At 60.5% G+C, this 19,589-nt stretch carries 14 protein-coding genes; 1 reads left to right on the top strand and 13 read right to left on the bottom strand.

All coding sequences use genetic code 11. The features are described from left to right. The first annotated feature begins 68 nt into the window (after nt 1–68). Nucleotides 69–1,319 (top strand): hypothetical protein, encoded by a 1,251-nt coding sequence (locus ACWDTF_RS07945; RefSeq protein WP_449754239.1) that lies wholly within the window; start codon nt 69–71, stop codon nt 1,317–1,319. On the opposite strand, the gene ACWDTF_RS07940 is transcribed toward ACWDTF_RS07945, so the two are convergent. From ACWDTF_RS07940 to ACWDTF_RS07880, 13 genes are all read right to left on the bottom strand, one after another. Then, complete coding sequence (locus ACWDTF_RS07940) at nt 1,295–2,743, bottom strand: glycoside hydrolase family 71 protein (RefSeq protein ID WP_449754238.1); 1,449 nt, start codon at nt 2,741–2,743, stop codon at nt 1,295–1,297. The two genes, ACWDTF_RS07945 and ACWDTF_RS07940, sit on opposite strands and share 25 nt — an antisense overlap. 279 nt (nt 2,744–3,022) lie before the next feature. Beyond that, the gene (locus tag ACWDTF_RS07935) at nt 3,023–4,252 is read right to left on the bottom strand and encodes a YveK family protein (protein WP_449754237.1); all 1,230 of its coding nucleotides are present in this window, start codon (nt 4,250–4,252) and stop codon (nt 3,023–3,025) included. A gap of 18 nt (nt 4,253–4,270) precedes the next feature. Next, the gene (locus ACWDTF_RS07930; RefSeq protein ID WP_449754236.1) at nt 4,271–5,602 is read right to left on the bottom strand and encodes a Wzz/FepE/Etk N-terminal domain-containing protein; all 1,332 of its coding nucleotides are present in this window, start codon (nt 5,600–5,602) and stop codon (nt 4,271–4,273) included. Beyond that, nucleotides 5,599–6,309, bottom strand: a complete 711-nt coding sequence (locus ACWDTF_RS07925) for an SGNH/GDSL hydrolase family protein (RefSeq protein WP_449754235.1) — start codon at nt 6,307–6,309, stop codon at nt 5,599–5,601. The genes ACWDTF_RS07930 and ACWDTF_RS07925 overlap by 4 nt, the downstream gene beginning before the upstream one ends. A gap of 98 nt (nt 6,310–6,407) precedes the next feature. Then, entirely contained in the window at nt 6,408–9,266 is a 2,859-nt protein-coding gene (locus tag ACWDTF_RS07920; protein ID WP_449754234.1) for a hypothetical protein, read from the bottom strand. Then, on the bottom strand, nt 9,263–9,844 hold the full coding sequence (locus ACWDTF_RS07915) for a hypothetical protein (protein ID WP_449754233.1): 582 nt from the start codon (nt 9,842–9,844) through the stop codon (nt 9,263–9,265). Before ACWDTF_RS07915 ends, ACWDTF_RS07920 begins: the two co-directional genes overlap by 4 nt. A gap of 182 nt (nt 9,845–10,026) precedes the next feature. Beyond that, a complete protein-coding gene (locus ACWDTF_RS07910) occupies nt 10,027–11,220 on the bottom strand; it encodes a glycosyltransferase (RefSeq protein ID WP_449754232.1) in 1,194 nt (397 codons plus the stop codon). 97 nt (nt 11,221–11,317) lie between these two features. Next, the gene (locus ACWDTF_RS07905; protein WP_449754231.1) at nt 11,318–12,601 is read right to left on the bottom strand and encodes a hypothetical protein; all 1,284 of its coding nucleotides are present in this window, start codon (nt 12,599–12,601) and stop codon (nt 11,318–11,320) included. Nucleotides 12,602–12,651: 50 nt separating this feature from the next. Beyond that, nucleotides 12,652–14,052 carry a glycosyltransferase family 4 protein gene (locus ACWDTF_RS07900; protein ID WP_449754230.1) on the bottom strand — a complete coding sequence of 467 codons (1,401 nt, stop codon included), beginning with the start codon at nt 14,050–14,052 and terminating at the stop codon, nt 12,652–12,654. 417 nt (nt 14,053–14,469) lie between these two features. Further along, entirely contained in the window at nt 14,470–15,663 is a 1,194-nt protein-coding gene (locus tag ACWDTF_RS07895) for a lipase family protein (protein ID WP_449754229.1), read from the bottom strand. Between the two features lie 49 nt (nt 15,664–15,712). Then, nucleotides 15,713–16,681, bottom strand: coding sequence for a GDP-L-fucose synthase family protein (locus ACWDTF_RS07890; protein ID WP_449754228.1), 969 nt, complete (start codon nt 16,679–16,681; stop codon nt 15,713–15,715). A 2-nt stretch (nt 16,682–16,683) separates the two neighbouring features. After that, nucleotides 16,684–17,706: a GDP-mannose 4,6-dehydratase gene (gene gmd / locus ACWDTF_RS07885; RefSeq protein WP_449754227.1), complete on the bottom strand. Its 1,023-nt coding sequence runs from the start codon at nt 17,704–17,706 to the stop codon at nt 16,684–16,686. Nucleotides 17,707–17,753: 47 nt separating this feature from the next. Beyond that, nucleotides 17,754–19,268: a sugar transferase gene (locus ACWDTF_RS07880; protein ID WP_449754226.1), complete on the bottom strand. Its 1,515-nt coding sequence runs from the start codon at nt 19,266–19,268 to the stop codon at nt 17,754–17,756. Between the last annotated feature and the right edge of the window lie 321 nt (nt 19,269–19,589).

Here is a 19,589-nt window from a genome sequence, read left to right as displayed (position 1 = left end):
AATGGATTGATGGCCTGCAGCATGCAGCAGCGAGGTGGCGGACGCCCAGCCCCGGAACAGAAGCAGCTGTGACCGAGACCGATCTGAGCTGGTCGGATGTCAAAACCTGCACGGTTCTGTGGTCGATCAGCCTTCCCGGCCCCGAGACCATTTATCGCAACGTCAACGCCCGGTTGAACGATTCAAACGGCACAGGTTCGAATTTCCTAGACGAGGCTGTTTCGGTCACCGCGCATATCCGTCCGATCGATTCTCCACCCATCAGAGTCGTGGACCTCGGGAATGTAGACCTTGAAACCCTGACCGAGCGATCTATCGAGGCGGCATTGTGTTTCGACGTCGGCGTCGGTCAGATAGAAATTCTTCGCTGTGACAATGGGTGCGCAATACTTCATTCACACGGTGTCGGCGACGCCTTCGTAGCCACAAGGCTGGTGATCGAGATCCTCGACGCCCTAGAGCTCGCGGAGCGATTCCAGGACACTCTTACGCCTGACCCCTCCCTTCTCCGATTGGGCTTCGACACAGCCCGTGGACTGCGTTCGAATATCAAGCCACTGATGACGATGTCGCGCTCCGGAAAAGTACCGGCCAGCGACAACAAGCCCTCCGATCCAGGACTGGATGCAACCACGACCGGCGTTGTCGCGCAGTTTCGGCATTATTCACGCCCCGAAAAGGATGGTCGGGCACTGAGCAGTCTGCGAATCGCAGAACGGGTCGCAGGCACAATTCGTACGACGGTTTCCGCCGATCCTGACTGGTACATCATGGTGAGCCTGCGAAGATACTCGGCCAGCCTCGGCAAAGCTCGAGGGAATCAGGTCGGAGTTCTCTCGGTAAAGAACTCAGAACTCAGCGACGGCGGCCGGACGGTCTCGGATTTGAGGAGCCGCATCGAGCTTGGTGAGCCACTCGTCCGTCATCTGGCCCATCGGTGCCGGACCAGACTGAGCAACTGCCTCCCGCGCAGGAAGACGAAAGTGCGGAACGATCAGCCGACAGATACCAGCCCTCAGCAGGCTGTTATCAGCTGGTCGGACCGCGGCCACAACTCGGCAAGTCTTTGGGATTCGGTCAAGTGGAGTAGTCGCACAGCCGATGACCACGCACAGGTGTACGCATTCGCCACGCCAACGATGCCCGGCAAGACATCTCTCAATCTTGCCTGGGTCGACGGCCGGTGCTGCGTAACCCAGATCGGAACCGAGGGATCGTTACACCCATCGATCATTCAATCCGCAGTGGCGGAAGCATTCGGCGTGTCAACGAGCCCGCCGGTTGAACAAGGCTTTCATCGGTTCCCGCCTGCAACGTAGTACTGCAGGTCTTGAACATAGGGATTCGAGACGACTTCATTCTTGGAAGCAGTTAGGTAGACCCAACTGCCGTCGCGATAGATGCCAGCGGATACCTTCCCAAGGCCAACCTGGAATGTGCACACATTCATTCCAGTTCCGACTCGACAATAGTTGGTCTTTCCTCCGGTCGTGACGGCGATCAATGAGGCCTTCGACGTAAATGTGACTACTTCGACAGTGTCGCGTGCCGCACTGCTCGAGCTGCTGAGTTGCATCAACTTCGTCTGTGGATAGATCGGCGATGCGCCACTGCGTTGTATACGGTGTGTCAGATATGCCAGATCACGCACGACTGTGGGCTGCACTCCGCTTTTGAACCAAGCCAGCCAAAATGCATTCAAATCGAGCAACTTCCAGCCGTGCGTGCGGGACGGCGCGAAACTCGTTGTCTCAGCGTAGTCATTCCAGGTGATCAGTTGCACCCATTCAGCATTCTGCTCGCGCGCAATCTGCCAACTGTTCCGCAGAGTTGTCGTGTTCTCGGCCTCGTCATATATTCCCGCCCTTGGGCGGTTATCCTGAAAGGCCACCGGCTGCATCCAGATCTTTCCCAATGCGTGCGCACGTTGAACGAGTCCAACCGGGGAGGAAGCACCGGAATCCACCGGGGTTGTTGCACTCGGACTACGAGCACCCCCCCATCCACTGAGGCCGTACGAGATTGTTGAAAAGGCATCGAGATTCGATGAGGCGTTGAGCAGGGTCGGCACGAAGGCTATCGATCGACCGACCTTCGTCGCGATGAGCGAGAGCACGTTCGTCCACCAGCTCACGGATTTTGCCTCGGCCCTGAACGCACCCAGCACAGGACGTCCGTCAGCGAGTCGATAGGCGCCGGCGCTTTGGAGATATGTGGCGAACTCGCTCGCGAAGTCGGACGCGCTCAAGGCGCCGACCGTACCATTCATATCCGGTGTGACCATCACCCTGAAGTCACTTGTTTCAGACGCCACCTGAAGAATGTTCGAAGGTATTGTGGTCTGCGTTGACGTCAGCGGGATGTCTACCGCAAATCCGTCGATCCCCTCGCTGCGGGCTTGTTCCACCTCGGTCCGGAGGTCCTCCAGCTTCCAGGCGGCAGAGCTGATCGGTGCGCGTCCCAATGGCCGATCTCTTAGGTATCCACCGTACGCCGCATGTGCCCCGTTCTCACCGGTCGGTGACAAATACTGAGTCGTGTAGTAGTCGACATCGGGCGACTTGTTGTCAAACGAGATCGGAAAGTTCGGCATGTAATGAGCAAATACCTTCTTGCCTTGCCCAAAGGTTCCAGGATAGAAGGCCCAATTAGTGTTCGCAGTGAGCACGATAGGCGCGTTGGACGGTGTCGAACAGCCCGTCAGGCACGGCAAGACAATGACGACCGATACGAACAGCGACACCAGAGTTCCACGGAAACTCCGGGTGTGAGCCCTGTATTCGTTGGATAGACAGCCTGATGCTCTGATCCGCACAACGCCTCCGGCTCGCATTAAAATAATCACCAGTTTCGATTCGTCGACCACATACCCAACAGCGGTAGGAGAGTCGCGCCTGCATTGATTGGATATTGAAGTATGATACCCGGCGATATTGTTGCGTCGCGCGAACGACACTGCTGCTGTGGCAGCGGCGCCGGTTCAGGCCGGTGGTCTCGGAGGTTGTGACTTGGGAGACACGCCCTAGACGAACACACCCGCCAGAGTATTCGCCTCGTCGGCGCGGTTGACCGCCACGCCGATTACGGGGGTCTCCACGATCCTCGCATCGGCCAGTGTGTTTCCGAGTCCAACGGTCGTGGACTGGGCGGGACGTATGACAACCAGCACGGCATCGGCTGCTTCCGCCGCTACCTGTGCGAGAGCCGATCCCGCACTCGCACCACCATCCAACAGGATGATGTCATGCGCCACCTTCAGTTCGGCCAACGATGAATACTGTGCACCGCCCCTACCGACGAAGACAGGCACTCCAAGCTGAGAGCTGTTGGTGGCGACAATACGAACTGACGTTGCCTTGAGACCACGCTCCTCGTACGCGCCGACCAGCGCCTCGACAAGTACGCTCTTGCCGGTCTCGGGCCGATCGCTCAGCACAGCCACGACGGGCACAAGCCCATCGTGGACCAAAGACGTGGCCCGGTACTCCACGTTGACGCTCAGCCGCCGTATGGCGTCGGCAAAGTCGTCCGACTCAGCGTATGCCTCGGCGACGGACGTTGCCCGGTTAAGAAGATCGAACTCAGGCACGACGCCCAACACCGGGACGTCGCTCAGACTCTCAACCTGCGCACGTGTTCGGATCTTGGTATCGAAGTGCTCGAGCAGCCAGATGAGCAACCCGGACAGGATCGCCGCAGCGACCAGCGCGGCAGTGATCAACTGCCACATCGGGTACCCACCACGAACTGCGCTGGCGGCATCCGCGGCTCGTACCAGAGTGACGAGAGGCGGGATGTCAGCATTGTTCTGAACGTTCTCCATTCGCGCGACGAACTGACCGAACACTGATGCGTACGCGTTCGCGAGATCAGCGGCCTGCTGTGGATTGGAGTCGGTTACCGACACCGTCAACAGCACGGTGTCCTTCACTGTCGAGGCATGGACCTTCGCAGCAAGTGCTTCGGGGGACGTACTCAGCGAGAGTTTGTCGATGACCAGCTGAGCGAGATCGTCGCTCTTGAACATATCTTGATATGTCAGCGCGCGCTGCCTGGAAAAGAGATCTCCCTGGTAGGCGCTCGCCGAGCTCTTCACGTCGGGAGCGCGCAGGAAGAGTGTTGCCGACGCCGTGGACTCCTCCCTCTGGGTGGCATTGAAAATGCCGACTGCAATCAACGCGATCGCCACAGCAGCCACCAGAACGGGCCAACGGCGCTTCAACACCAACCAACTCAAGGTAAAGAATTCCACAGCGCTCTCCAATTTCGCTTAAACGAGGACTTTGCCCGATTTCACGGTGTCGGCGACTATGCAGCCAACTACCGGCTTCTTGGTGACTCCCAACTCCCTAATCGCTGTTCTGATCTCCCACTCCGCATCATCGGGGGCAACAACGAGCACGAGAACATCGGCCCAGCGAGCCAGGTCGAACACGTCAGCGGAAGCGAGTATCGGTGCGGCACAGACAATCGCGGTCTCGAATCCCTCCTCGATTGCCACAATCGCCACGCCGAAGCCGTCTGAACATATGACGGCGGTCCGGTCCGTCTCCATATCGCCAGGCTGAACAAGGCCCAGACGTCCTGTTTCGTCCGTGACAAGCACATCATCGAGCGTGACGTTTCCGGCTGCCAGCTCGGCCAGTCCCGCCGTGCCGCGACCGTCTTGCGCCATGGTTCGCGGATCGGCGCTCACCACCGCCGCCGACTCACCGGTTTCGACGATCGAGCCCGCGAGGGTTGCGGCGGCATCCACACACAGAACGCTCGAGCGCAACGAACACAGCATCACAACCTGCGCGGAATGCTCGGCGAGAACCTCTTGAAGCCGTAATCGCGTAAGTCGCACATCAGTGGATTCCGCTGGTGAGAGGCCGGGGTCCGTGAACGAATCGATCTCTCGAGACGAGTGCGGCAACCGCCCCAGCACGGCCACTCCGGCAGCTGTATCACCCATGGCATCGAGTCCGATTCGTCGGCGATCTCTCAGCACTACAAAGGACAGTGCCAACAGGAAGCCCACAACCGCGCCGATCACGATGTTCGGAACGAGATCCGGCGACTCCGGGCTCGTCGCCGGCACCGCAGGCGCGATGATGATCGGTTGAACAGGGGATGCTTCGCTGAACGCGGGCTTCTCGATCGTTCGTACGGCAGCAGAGAAGGATCGAGCCACTGCATTGGCGGTGTCGGCTGCCTCGATCGGACTGCTGCCGCGTGCCCGCACATCCAGCATCACGGTGTCCGGCACCAATCGGCCTGAAACGAGTTGCGCGAGTTCTGCCCCGGACCGGCCCACACCACTGTCCTGTGCCGCAACATCCAGCACAACCGGCGACGTCAGGAGTTGAAGGTAGCTCGACATGCGCTGCTGCGTGAACTCGTCACCGTAAGACACCGCCACCGGCGAGGATCCGGGATTGGGTGCGGCGGTCGAATCGTTCCAGTCCGGAGACGCGACAAACACGCGGGCGCTCGACGCGTACTCGGCCGGCAACACAGCTGTGACCAGCGCGCCGATAGCGGCCCCAGCGAGAGTACCCATCAGCAGCCAATACCATGCTCGCCGTATTGTGTTTCCTATCGCGACGATGTGACTCATGATCCTCCCCGGTCCGTTGAATATTTGTCCAACCCCAATGCGCGCAATTGTTCGACGATCTTGTCGGCATAGTAGACATTGCCGGGTGAGTTGAGATGAACTCCGTCGGGACCGAACAGCGGCGCGAGGTTCACGCCCCGGTACCAACCAAGCGCAACTGGATCGATGATCGATGCATCAATTCTCGAGGCGATCTGGCGCAATGCGCCGGCAAGCGCCGGATAATTGTCTGCAATTCTAGGACTGACATATGAAGGCGCCATGATTATCACCTTGGCCTCTCGCCAGAATTGTCTGAGCTGATCGAAGTAGAGTTCCATTGCCGCGATCACTTCCCTGGGATGACGACCCAGGTCATTTCTTCCGCCATCGACCAGGATCAGATCGACATTGAAGTTCTTGTGGTCGGCCTCGATCCGGTCGATGAAGCGTCTCGGCGGTGCAGTCGATCCACGGACACCAGGACTCACGAACCCGGTGGCACCAACCCCGTCGACGCGGACGTTCCAGCCCAACCTGTCGGCGACCAGTCGCGGGTAGAGTGCGACCTCGGGGTCTCCAGTTCCAGCCGCGAAGCTATCGCCGACGACAAGCAGAGTTGGTGTCGCCAGCAAGCCATAGGAACGGTCGGTCGCGGTCGGCTCCGACCCACTCGACGATACGTGCTGCTGCCCCTCCGCGCTCATGACGACTACCGCCGAACTCACGACGACAACAGCAGCGAGCACACCGGGGACCAGCCACAAGATCAGCTGCGAGAAACACTTCCGAGGCAATATCCGATGAGCCCCTCTGCTGCGCGTCATCATCGCACTCCAACCAGCGCGCGTGGATTTCCGGACACTTTTGGCGGTTTGGGAATCTTGAGTGTCGCTGGAACGGACGAGGAATCTTCCATAATCTCGCGAGGTGATCGATACGCGCGCACCATCAGGGCGAATACCACTATCAACATAAAGTACGACATTGCCTGGAGTAGCGATCCGCGCAACAAAATAAGGGTATAGAAGGGCAGGATGCAGGATAGAACACCCGGACTACCGAATCTCTGGAGTTCGCCGTCGATACGCGTGTCCCACCGATGAATTCCGTATCCGATGACGAACATCACGACGACGAGAAGTACCCAGCCGCCATTCAGGAATATCTCTATCCATAGCGGGGACGACAGGTTGGTGAACGGATACCCGCGACCATTTGCAATGTAGATACCAGTGTCTACCGGCTTTTCGGGCCATGCCGTCCTCGGAAACCACCACACCAAGACACCCAGGAACTGCTTACCCGGGACAATGCCATCGCGAGCCGCCACAAGTAGTCCGTTACCTATCTGAGCAAACGAGTCGTAGTCCGCCGACAGCAACGAGTCCAGCGGGTTCGTGCTCTTGAATTCCGCTTCACTCGAGTATCTGAAGGCATCGGCCATGGGAAATATGAAGACCATGCCAAGGACGAAACCGAGAGTCATGATCCTGTATCGCCGCACGGTAGCGAAAAGACCAAGCGCTGCGGCGGCAGCAAGTATCGCGGTACCCGAAAGATACCTAGCATTTGATATCGGGTTCATGCTGTTGGCAAGAAGAAGTCCGACGACAACTGCGAGAAGTAGATTCAGGCGAAGCGTCCCGACACCGACGCTGCCTCCCCGCGACACCGCAACCTTGGCCTCCCGGCGCCAGCGAACGAGTGCGACAAAAGCCACCAGCAGGCTCATGTATGTGGCGGCGCGAACGAGAATGCCAAATGATCCGGGACGCCAGATCACATCGTAGGCTTCGAAAGCCTGGTCGCGACTCTTGAGGAACTGGATGACCCCAACATGCGCCAGGTAGTAGATGTTGAACGCGATCGTACCGAGCGAAAACACAAGCAGCCTGGGCCAAGAGATCGAGAATCGAGGGGTATCGCCAGTTGCCTCCGGTTGGCCCACCTGTCTGGTCGACCGCCTGCGGGCGACGATGCTCTCCAGACTTGTTCCGAGCAGGAAGGCGACACATCCGATCGCGACGAGCAGAGTTATCTGGTTGACCACATCCCAGTCCGCTCGAGGGACGGTCGGCGGCCATGATCCATCGCGAATCTGCGCCAACGGGGCAAGACCCATGAAGACGTACGTGAAGACCCAGAAGGTCATCTCGAACAGGCGCCGTTGTCCCGCCATCATCAGCCAGGCGAGCCGACTCGCCGCCAACACCGCCAGACCAAGGGGGCCCAGCCACGTGTACCCATCTGGCGAATCAGTCGATTCGATCGTGACAGCCGGAATGACGACTCCGAGCACCAACGCGACTCCCACGCCCAGCAACCCGTTCAAAGCATCATCGCGCTCGGTCACTCGTCGTAGACGACGGTAGACCACGTCCCCGGAGTCCACATGCCGAAGACGTGCCATCAACTCGCGCCTCTCCCGCTCCAACCCACGGGTCGATTTCACCGCCGTTCCCTTTGGTGCCGCACCCTTCGCGTCCTCAGCCCACGGGGCGATCAGCAGCAGCGTGGCTGCCGCGTTGAATGTGGTCGCCGTGGCAAGTGCGGCTGCGATGCCCGCCGCGGACCGGAGCCACCACGCCGCGATGAACACTGCGCTCAGTGTCACGACGATGTACATCAACTTAAGCCACAGGACTTCGCGACTTCGATTCTGCGATCGCAGGTAGGTACTCACCGCGCTGTTCCAGACACCGACCGTGTACTGCAGGGCGATCAGAATGACGATGCTTCGGGTCAGTTCGAAGGTATCGCCCAGGATCAGACGGCCGATTCCATCAGGCAGGATACTGATGACGAACCCCGACCCCGCCGCGAGCACCGAGGTGACGAGCGCTATACGCGTCAACGTCGCCCACGTATCGGACGAACTCATGCCGGCTCGCTTGCTCTCCGGGATGACCACCAGGGGCACGGCACTGACGATGATCGCGATGGGCGCGAGCACCGCGGTGGCTCCCCGCAACGCGCCGGATGCCGACGCCTCGACGATTGCGGCACTGAGAACCAAGACGACGAAAACAGATACCTGCTCGAGTCCGACGTCCGCACCGTATCGAACCCGGTGCTCCCACCCATCTCGCAACCACGCCGTGAAGCCCTTGAACAGCGGGGCGACAAGGAGTCTCAGTTCCATGAACACAAGCGCTATGAACGCCAAGAGTGACCATCCAGCCACCAGAACAATGGTATTCAGCCATGGAATCGAGAACCACGTGAGAACGAGAAATGCGAGACTCCCGATGCACCATACTCCGTCCCACAGTGCTGCCAGCTGGGGTCGTCCCGAAGTTATTGCCACATAGCGCAGAACGTCCTGCGTAAGCACGATCGGTGCCGACACCGCGACCAGCACCGATTCCGGCCCCGCACCGAGAAGGACTCCCGTCACCAGAACCGCGAGCGCGACGGCGACGGCCGACATCAGCGCGGCAGCCGTGGCATGGCCGGCCTCTCGTCGAATCGATTCCTCTCCGCTGGCCGCCTTGAGCAACAACGGAGTTCCGAGAGCGCCGCGCAAGAATCCGGTCGCCGCGGCCAAGAGCGTGAAGAGGAGCGAGATCTTGCCGAAATCATCGACGGTCGCCACGACGGCAATCGCATACAGAATGAGTCCATTGCTCAGGCTCGAGAACACTTGATCCATCGACCCGGCCAACGCCCGTGCCTTGTTCATTTCCCGGCCTCCGCCCACACCTTGGAGAATCCGCCACGCGTATCGGTACTACCTCGGTTCGAGTACAGCTCGAATGTCGCGAAATTGCCCTGCCATTGGCTGACGCGCGGATCGTTGACGACTCGGGACGTGCCATCCGGAAGCTCGATCGTCATCCGGCTGCCAGAGATTCTCACACTGATCTCGTGCGGGGTACTCCCGTCGGACACCAGAGGATCTTTGAAGTTACCGCGCGCGATGATCTCGAGCTGCACGGTCGGGTTCGCCGGCTTGACGGAGACATTCCAATTGATCGCCGTGACAACCAGATGCATGGCGTACGGCGGTACCAACTGCGGCGTGGCCCGCTGTATGCCTTTGGAAATCACCAGGACAACCGCGCCGTTCCCGGCCTGCGCTGCCGGCGCCGGCCGCTGGACAGGTGGCAGGAACGTCCATCTGCACCCGATCTTGACGACCGGCGCCTCGAGATTCGTCGTGCTCAGATATGCCGCGGTGGCCTTGTCTGTCGTGGGTGCAAACGTCAGTAAACCACCGCTGACGCGCATCTGGGAGCCCGGATCTGCGGGCGACGACACCACTAGACCCTTGCCTGAATCGGACTTGCTCGGCGGTGGCCCGTCCTGGGCGTGGGTGAAGTCGACTTCTACGCGAGAGCCAACGGATTCCGAAGCGGCAGAACGAACGAACCCCCAATAGAGGGCGCAACCGACGAGCAATGCGACCACGGCAGCGATCGCCAATTTCGCTACCACGCTCTTCATCTGCCACCTCCGCCTGTGGTCACCTTCGAGTAGCCGTCGAGCAGCTCCTCGGCAATTTGATTCATTCCGTACTCGGCTGCCACCGCGCACTTACCACGCTGTCCCATCTGTTGGCGGGCAGCCGGGTCCCGCAATAGCTCCTCAATTGCTGAGACGAGCGAGGATTCGACATCTGGGACAAGCAAACCGCATCCGTTTCTATCTACGAAGTCGGACAGTCCGCCGTCCGCACCGATGATCACCGGGCGGCCAACGGCCAACGCTTCCAGCACTGTCATTCCAAACGGTTCACGCACTGCGGGTAGGACGTAGACCGCGCAGTTCGCCATTCGGGCACTCACCGACTCGGGGTCGACCCCTCCTTCACGCCGGATCTGCTCGTCTGTGAATCCTTCAGATCTCGCTTGCGCAATGACCTCGTCCACAGCATCCTCCACTCCCCCCGGTGGTCCGGCAATCGTAAAGTGCGCTCGTACACCGTTGTTCAGCAGCGCCAGCGCAGCGCGCGCAAAGGCGACCGGACGCTTCCGCTCGTGCAGGCGGGCCATGAACAAGACCTCAGGAACGCGATCAGTCTCGGCTGACGCGTCAGAGTGACTGTTGCTGAACGCGTCAGGTTCCTGGACTTCCGGAATGGGCACGCCGTTTCGGAGAAGCCGCACGTTCTCGACGGAGTCGACGACCAGACCGAGATCATCGACTTCCCGAGAGTTGAGCGCGTAAACCGTCCCCGCTCCCCGAAGAAGGTCGCGAATCCAGAACCGGTCGATCGGCTGCGCAAGAGGATGCGAGTTGGCGACGATCATCCCGTGTGTCTGCACAACATATGGACAGCCCAGCTTTCGGAGAGCTGTCAGTGCCGGGACGGTGACCAGGTCGCGGGCGAGATGGACGTGCGCGACATCGAATGACTGCCGGTGTTGAAAAAGCCAGTGCCTCATGCCTTTCGCCCACAGTCCCGCGAAGCCGACCCCCGGAACCAACCGTTGGGCCTTGAACAGCTTCACATCAACTCCCTCGATCTTCGCCGGGAATTCCTGATAGCCGGATCCACTCGCGACAATTGTCACCTCGTGCCCGAGATCGCGCAGTGCGCAGGCTTGATTGATCGCGACCCGCGTGGGTCCACCAAAAGCTCCGTCCGGTGTCACCAGTGTGACGACTTGCAGGATGCTCAGGCCACCGCCCAACGACGCGGTGTTGCTCTGCGCGTGTGTCGGACTGTTGTCTCGATTCGTCAGCCCATCGTCACGTCCGGACGGCCAGTCGCCCATTCCCGGGGTGTCCTCAGTCATCGGCGGCCCGCTTCACTCCGAATGGTTCACTGACCACGTCGCGAAAGGCTCCCTCGACACTTCGTGGATCGATGGACGCGCCATCGAACGTTGCAGTGAACTGGAGCCGGTTTGCGTGACGGGCCACCGCCACGGACAGGCGATCCGTGCCGCCGGGCGGCAATGAAATAGCAAAGATTCGATCATCCACGGCTGCCTTCCATCTGAGCTTGTCCACGGAAGGGTGATTGGTGATGTCCGAAACCGTCAACGTCGGACGCATGTGCGGCGTCGACTCCGAGCGTTTGGGTCTTCCGGACGAGTCCAGGCGGCGCAGCATCGGCTTTGCCGGTCTGGCCAACTGCCGCTTGACCGCCGCACCCGCCAGTAACAGCACCGGGAGCGAAGAGGCGGTGTATCGGCGGAAGTCGGATCCGAAGTCCACCGCTTCGGAGTCTCGCCTCAGCGGTATCGGCGCCACCGCAACCAGATTCCCGAGTGTTCCGCGTTCACGCGGAAGGTGACGGCGCAGATCTACCAAGACCTCTACGCTCTCATCCATGTCCAGACCATGTCGGAGCAGCGCATTCTGTATCGAATAGACAACCAACGCGTTGGCACTGATCTTGTATGGAAGCGCACGTCGACGAGCATTCAGACTCTCGAGGAAATTCGGGCCGCTCTCGACGAAGACAACGCTTCTGGATTCGGATTTCTCTTTGCGATCTTGCGTAGGCACGCTGTTGACACCTTCCCCGGCAGATGTCGGAACCGCGGATGTGCCGCTCGTCCGGCGATGCTCCATCAACTCCCGGAATGCGCTGGCGGCAGCTCGTGGATTCGACGCTATCGCCCGCACGACAACCACCGGGAATGCCCACCGAAACCCACTATGAGGTGCGGGGTCGGAATAGCCGGATTCGGTTGTAGTTGAATCGCTTCCGCGTGACAGCGCGGCCAGGATCTCCATCATGACATGCGAATCGCCCAGACCATGATTGAAACTGACGACGATGTACCCACGATCCGAACCGACGACGATCGGCTTCTCCGGCTCGACGGTCCCCATGCGGGCCAGAACGGCAACGGGCGAGGACGATTCCAGCAATCTCACCTCGTAGTAGCCATTCGTGAAGTTGTCCGCCACCGTCCAACTGCGCGTGCTCTTGTCAGGCATCAGGCCGACCCGCGCGTCTGCTCCGCCATGTGAAATCTGCGACAACGTCGCCACGACGTAATCGCGATCTATGGGATCGAAAGGGCCGGCCACTACGTGCACAACACCTGCCGCGGACATGAGGTCCAAGATGCCGACCCGTCGACGACTCCCGGTCGCCCTGAGCCTGCTCACGACCCCTCCACCATCGACACACACCATCCCTCGTATCGCGCGACCGCCGCTTCGAAACTCAACACCGAGCGCGCATATTCGACACCCGACCGCCCCATCTGCTCGCCACGCACGTGGTCACTTCCCAGCGACAGAACTGTGGCGAGAAGGGCCTCGGGTTTGCCTGGATCAATCACCTCTCCCGCGCCGGAGGCATACACCTCCTGTGCCGCAACACCTTCTCTGTCCGTTGCAGCGATCACCGGCCGACCGCTGGCGAAATATGAAGTCAGCTTGCTGGGTGCGGCCATCTCGCCAACACCGGGCTTCTCGTTCATCAACAGGATGTCCGCGGCACCCAGTACATCCCGAAAGTCGGAGTCGGGCAGCAGATCCAGGAATTCCACGGACTTGACATCCTCAGCCGAGGCCTCCAGGGCGCGCCTTCTGTTACCGTCGCCGACCAGCACGAATCGGACCCGATCCGCACCGGGGCCTTCATCGGCCAGGCGCGCCGCCTCAACGACATTCTCCAGTCCCTGCTTCACCCCCATGTTTCCCGTGTGGACCACAAGGAGTTCGTCGTCGTCCCAGCCGAATCGACGCCGCACGCTGCTCTTGTCGACGGTCGATGGGGCATCGATGTGTGTCCAGTTCCGAATCACGCGAATTCGCGAGGCATCGACCCCTAGAGTCACCAGGCTGGCCGCAAAGCGCTCGTGCACCACGACAACCGACGTGCAACCGCGGATGATCAGGCCTTCGACGAGGCTGGCAACGCGTCCCGAGCGTTGTGAAACCGCTCCGGTCTCGACAACACCCTTGTGGTACACATCCTGGATCACGATGCCGACGGGGATACCGGAGACCCTGGCGCGAAGAACTGCGATCGCAGATCCGAGGAGTGCCGGGCTCACGCAGATCACGACGTTCGGCCTTCGCCAGCGCCGCATGACCGAGCGAAACCCGAACACGAGTTCCATCAACGCTCGGCCCTTCAGCGTAGGTTCGGATGGCACCGGGTGGATGTAGCGCTGGATACGTACTCCGTCCTGCTCAACCGAAGGGATTCGACGCCTGCCGACGTATTCGTCACCGACTCTCCATTCCGGGTAGTGCGGCACCCCGGTCACGACGTCGACCTCGTGGCCGTGTCCGGCGAGGCCCTGCGCGATACCAGTCGTATAGGGTGCAATCCCGGTCGGCTCGGGGCTGTAGTTGATACCAACTATCAAGACACGCACTCGGCGCTCACCACCTTTCCCTGGCCAATGGCGCGAGAACAGTACTTCCCGGAGATACATCGCTGGCAACAAGCGCCTTTGCACCCACGGTCGATCCAGCGCCGATATGGGAACCTCGAAGAATCGATGACTGGGCGGCAATCCAACATCTGTCGTCGACGACGATCGGCGCATTGTCGAACTCGAAGCTGGGACTTCGCCGGTCGTGGCTGCCGGTACAAAGGAATACACCCTGCGAGATACAGACATTCGATCCGATGGTCACCGGCTCCAGATTCAGGATCCACACCCCTTCGCCGATCCAGCTGTTGTCGCCAACGCTGAGCTTCCACGGCCAGTGGATCTTGACTCCGTGCCGGATCAACACGTTGTGACCGATGCGTGCGCCAAAGAGACCCAATAGCCATAGCCTGAGGCAGTTCGGACACCACCAACGGGACACGACGAGACCCGAACAGATCAACCAAAGTGCCTGCACGAGCCTTGGTCGCCCTTTGTCGTAGCCGACCCCTCGAAACTTCGACAGGTCGAACTGGTTGGTTTCTAGCACGCTCTGTTCACTCCTCTGATGCTGCCGACGGTGCAGCGCTCCTACACCGGACATGTTGATGGTGCTGACTTCATGGCGAATCGATCTGCTACCCACCCCATCGCTTGAGCATCAGGCACTACTTCGGTATGACCCTTGCCCTGTAGTAGTCGGTGGACTATCAGACCGCCCTTCGAGCACGACCGCGACACCGCCGCCGCAACCCAGACAGGGGCAATGTCTTCGTCCGCAGCGCCATTCATGACGAGCATCGGAGCAGAGAGGGCTGCCTGGGGGAGCGCGTTTCGCCGCAAGTGGTCGCGCAATGCAATCGCGTCAGCTTGCGATCGCGCCCCGACCTCGTCCGGAGTGGTTGCGGCCTGCGCGATCTTTCGCTTGATGCCTCCACATCCAACGAGCACATCGAGCGTGTCGCGCACGCTTCCACGCAAATAGGAGTCGACATCGAAGGATGGGTCCGTGCGGGCCACACCCTCGATGATCAGCGGAAACAGACCCACCTGACCGCTCGTCAGCATGCCACGGTAAGAAGCTTCCGCGATCATGCTGATTTCTGCCGCGGGGGCGAGGGCCAATGTCCCGACGAGCAGCAGGCCGGTACCGTATATCGGCGCGAGTTCGTTTGCCGCCCATACAGCTTGCCCACCTTGCGAATTGCCCATTCCCAACCAACGGTCGGACACCGACGAGGAAATCCGCCTCAACGCTCGGACGGAGTCAATCACGTTGAATGCTGCTGTCCTGGGCTCCAGGTAAGGGTGCGTTCCCGGGTACCCAAGCCCTTGATAGTCGGCCATCGCAACCGCATATCCCCCCCGCAACAAACTCGCTACCGCCGAGGCGAATCCGAGGAGATCTCCGTGTCTCGACGGACCGCAGTCATTGGCGAGCCCCGTAGTACCGTGGCCCACAGCAACTATCGGCCATCCACCCGTTGGAGCGACACCTTTGGGCACGAAGAACGAACCCGACACCAACGTCGATGTTCCATCCAGTCCGGACACGGACCGATAGACGAGGCGACGCGCCACCGCCGCCTCGCCCGCCACTGATTGAGTCAAGCCGTCGATGCCCGACGAGTCCGAGATCTCACCGCGCGCCTTCATCGCCCCCTCGTCAAGGTGCGGAAGGTCGACTACCAAAGGCGGCGGCGGCCACGTGGTATCGACATCCTCGCTTGCCTTCGGGAGCGGGAAGCCGACACAGGCTGCACACGCTGCAGCGACAGCCAGCATCAGGCCACCGAATCGGTGTCGCCCTGCAAATCGTCTGCGCGGAGGAGGATTACAGTCTGACGTCTGCACGACTCTTCCGAAACCAGTCGACGGAATCTTGTATGCCTGCGGACAGGCTGATCTGCGGGGCCCATCCGGTGTGTGCAAGCAACGACACGTCGAGACACTTGCGTGGAGTGCCGTCGGGCTTGTCCGTGTCCCACCGTGACTCGCCGTTGTATCCGACGGCAGACGCAACCATCGACGCGAGCTCTCTGATCGGAATATCCTGTCCCGTTCCGACATTGACATGGCTTGCACCGTCATAGGTTTCCAGCAAATGGAGACATGCTCCGGACAGATCATCTACGTGGAGAAACTCGCGACGTGGCGTACCACTTCCCCAATTCACAACGTAGGGAGTTCCGGATGCTGCCGCCTCGTCGTACCGGCGGATGAGCGCAGGCAACACGTGGCTGCCGGTCGCCGAGAAGTTGTCGTTTGGTCCGTACAGATTTGTTGGCATCGCCGATATCCATGGCAGCCCATACTGACGACGAACGGCTTGAACGTGCAGGATGCCGGCGATCTTGGCTATCGCATATGCATCGTTTGTCGGCTCTAATGGCCCTGTGAGCAAGGCGCTTTCAGGTATCGGTTGGGGCGCGAACTTCGGATAGATGCACGATGACCCGAGGAACAGCAATCGACCGACACGCTGCTCGAGCGCTGCGTCGAGGACGTTCGTCTGGATTCGGACGTTGTCCGAGAGGAAGTCCACCGGATACGTGCTGTTGGCCATGATCCCGCCGACCTTGGCTGCTGCCAGGATCACCACGTCCGGTGCGAACTCTCGAAAGAATGCAAAGACACTATCCCGATCGCGCAGGTCGAGTTCTTCGCTGGTTCGGCCGATGAGGTGAGTAAAGCCACGGGATTCCAAGTGCCGCCACAGTGCCGAGCCCACCAGTCCGCGATGACCGGCGATGTACACCCGCGACGTGCGATCCAGCGGCGCAGGAGTGAAATCGATCTCCATCGTCAGCTCCACGCGGGCAGCGCCGGAGTGTCGATCCAGGGCTTGCCCGCACATTCGAGCGCGGCAACGTCCGCGTCGACCATGATTCGGGCCAGTTCCGAGGCCTCGACGGACGGCGTCCAGTCGAGTAGCGACTGTGCCCGCGAGGAGTCTCCGATCAGCGAGTCGACCTCGGTGGGACGCAGATACCTCTCGTCGAATCGCACATGTGCTTCCCAGTCGAGGCCCGCGTGGTCGAAGGCGACCTCTAAGAACTCACGGACGGTGCACGGAACACCCGTCGCCAGAACATAATCGGTAGGCGCGTCGGCCTGCAGCATGCGCCACATGCCCTCGACGTACTCGGGCGCATATCCCCAGTCACGTACCGCGTCGAGGTTGCCCATGTAGATGTGCTGCTCGATGCCGGCCTTGATGCGCGCAACCGCTCGCGTGATCTTCCTGGTCACGAAGGTTTCTCCGCGGCGGGGTGATTCGTGGTTGAAAAGGATTCCGTTGACCGCGAAAATGCCGTAGGCCTCGCGATAGTTGCGCGTCACCCAGTACGAGTAGACCTTGGCCGCACCGTACGGGGACCGCGGGTAGAAGAGGGTGTCTTCGTCCTGCGGGGGCGGCGAGGCGCCGAACATCTCAGAGCTCGACGCCTGGTAGAAGCGGCAGTTCACCTTCGACAGCCGCACGGCTTCGAGGAGACGGATCGAGCCGATTCCCGTCGTGTCGCCCGTGTGCTCGGGTTCGTCGAAGCTGACCCGGACATGCGACTGAGCTGCGAGGTTGTAGACCTCATCGGGTTCGATCGTCGACAGCAGCGTGACCAGCCGAGCTCCGTCGCTGAGGTCTCCGTAGTGGAGAAACAGACGCGCGCCCGGATCGTGCGGGTCTTGATAGAGGTGCTCGATCCGGGACGTATTGAAGCTCGATGCACGCCGGATGAGGCCGTGCACCTCGTATCCCTTGGACAGCAGGAGTTCCGCCAGGTACGAACCGTCTTGGCCGGTGATCCCGGTGATCAGTGCCTTCTTCATCGTCGTGCCTTTCGATGGAGTGTGATGGGCGTCGCGAGGCGTGGACACTAGTAGGCGCCGTCCTTGGCCAACACCGCACGAACCGTGCGCCACAGAATGATCAGATCGCCTGGCAACGACCAATTTTCGACATAGGACAGATCCAGCTGGACCGACTCTTCCCAGGACAGATCGCTTCGTCCCGAAACCTGCCACAGGCCGGTGATCCCGGGGCGTACCAGCATTCTGCGCACGACCATGGAGTCGTAGGTCTCAACCTCTTCTTGCAGAGGCGGGCGCGGACCGACCAGGCTCATCGAGCCGCCGACAACGTTGAAGAGCTGCGGCAGCTCATCGAGACTATATCTGCGGATGAATCGGCCGACCCGGGTGACTCGCGGGTCATCGCGGAGCTTGAACAGGACGCCATTGCCGTCACTCTGCTCGGCGAGTGCCCCGCGCAACGAGTCAGCATCCTGAACCATCGAACGGAACTTCCACATCGCGAATGGCTTGTTGTGCAGCCCGATTCGTTCGCCTCGATAGAAGACCGGGCCGGAACTGTCGAGCTTGATGGCTATCGCGGTCGCGACCAGTACCGGAAAGAGCAGGAACAACACCGCGAGACTGACCGTCTTGTCGAATGCGAGCTTCAGAAGTCGAGTAGCGCCGAGATATCGCGGCTTTTCGATGTGCAGCAGCGGCAACCCCGCCTGCGGCCTCATCGTTATCCGGGGACCGGCCACGTCGAGGAGACCGGGGGCCACCAGCATCTCGACGTCCATGCCCTCGAGATCCCAAGACAGTTCCCGCATCGCCGAGTGGCCCAGAACGTCCGAGGAAGTCACCGCAACCGCAGTTGCCTTGGATCGAGCGACCGCGTCACGAGCGTCAGAGATGTCGCTCACGATCGGAATGTCCCGACCGCCAATGCTGATCTGTTTCGGATCATGCGCATGGAGCACCGGCACGCAGAGACCGACCACCTCGTACCCGAGCTCTGGATTCTTTGCCAACCGGGTGATCAGCGGTCTGGCCGACGGCACGGCACCCACGACGAGAACCCGACGCAGGTACTCACCGCGCTCTCGTCCCAGGCTGATCCTCTTGCGCCACAACCATCTGGAAATCAGCAAGCTGGCGGTTCCCAACGGCAACACGATTGCGAGGTAGCCGCGCGCGATCGAGAGGTTGAACAGTAGATCGACTATGGCGATCAGTCCGAATACCCCGAAGCACGCCCGTAGGACACGGCTGTACTCCGTCGGACCGTTCCCGATGACTCGCGTATCCGTCGCCTGCATGACGCGGAGGGCCATAACCCAGGCCACGCACATCAACACGGAAGCGATGATCGCGGGTATGCCCAGTCTGCCGACCTGCGAGAAGAGATCGCCACCGAAACGCACTGTCTGTCCGATGAATACGACGGCGATCACGACCACCGTGTCGGTCACCCAAAGCCCGTGCGCGTACGCGAGCAGCCATGCCTGCTGACGCCGCTTGAAGACTCGCGCACCAGCGCTTGCCGGCCGGCGGGGACCAACGCGCTCAGCCACGTTCAAGCCAGACTCCACGGTCATCTCGTTCCCCAACTACTTGACGGCCTCGAGCAAACCCCGGGGGGCTGCCCTTGAATACACCGACTACGACGTCGTTTTCGATTGCAAAATTAGTAGCACGAACGACCGAGATCAGCGACCGATGTGCCGCCGGTCACAAAAATGCGCCGCCTGGTGCCACCACTTCTTAAACGATTGCCCGTAGACCCGTCTATCTGGGATAATACCTTCTGCCACAGTAGTTTTCGGCGATTCGATATCGCATATGCTTTGCTTGACAACAATCATAGTGGCGAGGTGAAACCACACGGAAACATATGATCAATATAGATTCATCTGGAC

The sequence above is a fragment of the Gordonia sp. NPDC003422 genome, assembly GCF_053588675.1.
The sequence above is the reverse complement of the archived record's forward strand: the minus strand, read 5'-3'. Positions and strand labels throughout refer to the sequence as shown.

Excerpts from the sequence above, each read along its gene's own strand:
- ACWDTF_RS07880 (WP_449754226.1), bottom strand. The coding sequence starts at position 19,268 with ATGACCGTGGAGTCTGGCTTGAACGTGGCTGAGCGCGTTGGTCCCCGC.
- ACWDTF_RS07905 (WP_449754231.1), bottom strand. The coding sequence starts at position 12,601 with ATGTCCGCGGCAGGTGTTGTGCACGTAGTGGCCGGCCCTTTCGATCCC.
- ACWDTF_RS07900 (WP_449754230.1), bottom strand. The coding sequence starts at position 14,052 with ATGCGCCGATCGTCGTCGACGACAGATGTTGGATTGCCGCCCAGTCAT.
- ACWDTF_RS07895 (WP_449754229.1), bottom strand. The coding sequence starts at position 15,663 with ATGCTGGCTGTCGCTGCAGCGTGTGCAGCCTGTGTCGGCTTCCCGCTC.
- ACWDTF_RS07920 (WP_449754234.1), bottom strand. The coding sequence starts at position 9,266 with ATGAACAAGGCACGGGCGTTGGCCGGGTCGATGGATCAAGTGTTCTCG.
- ACWDTF_RS07930 (WP_449754236.1), bottom strand. The coding sequence starts at position 5,602 with ATGAGTCACATCGTCGCGATAGGAAACACAATACGGCGAGCATGGTAT.
- gmd (WP_449754227.1), bottom strand. The coding sequence starts at position 17,706 with ATGAAGAAGGCACTGATCACCGGGATCACCGGCCAAGACGGTTCGTAC.
- ACWDTF_RS07890 (WP_449754228.1), bottom strand. The coding sequence starts at position 16,681 with ATGGAGATCGATTTCACTCCTGCGCCGCTGGATCGCACGTCGCGGGTG.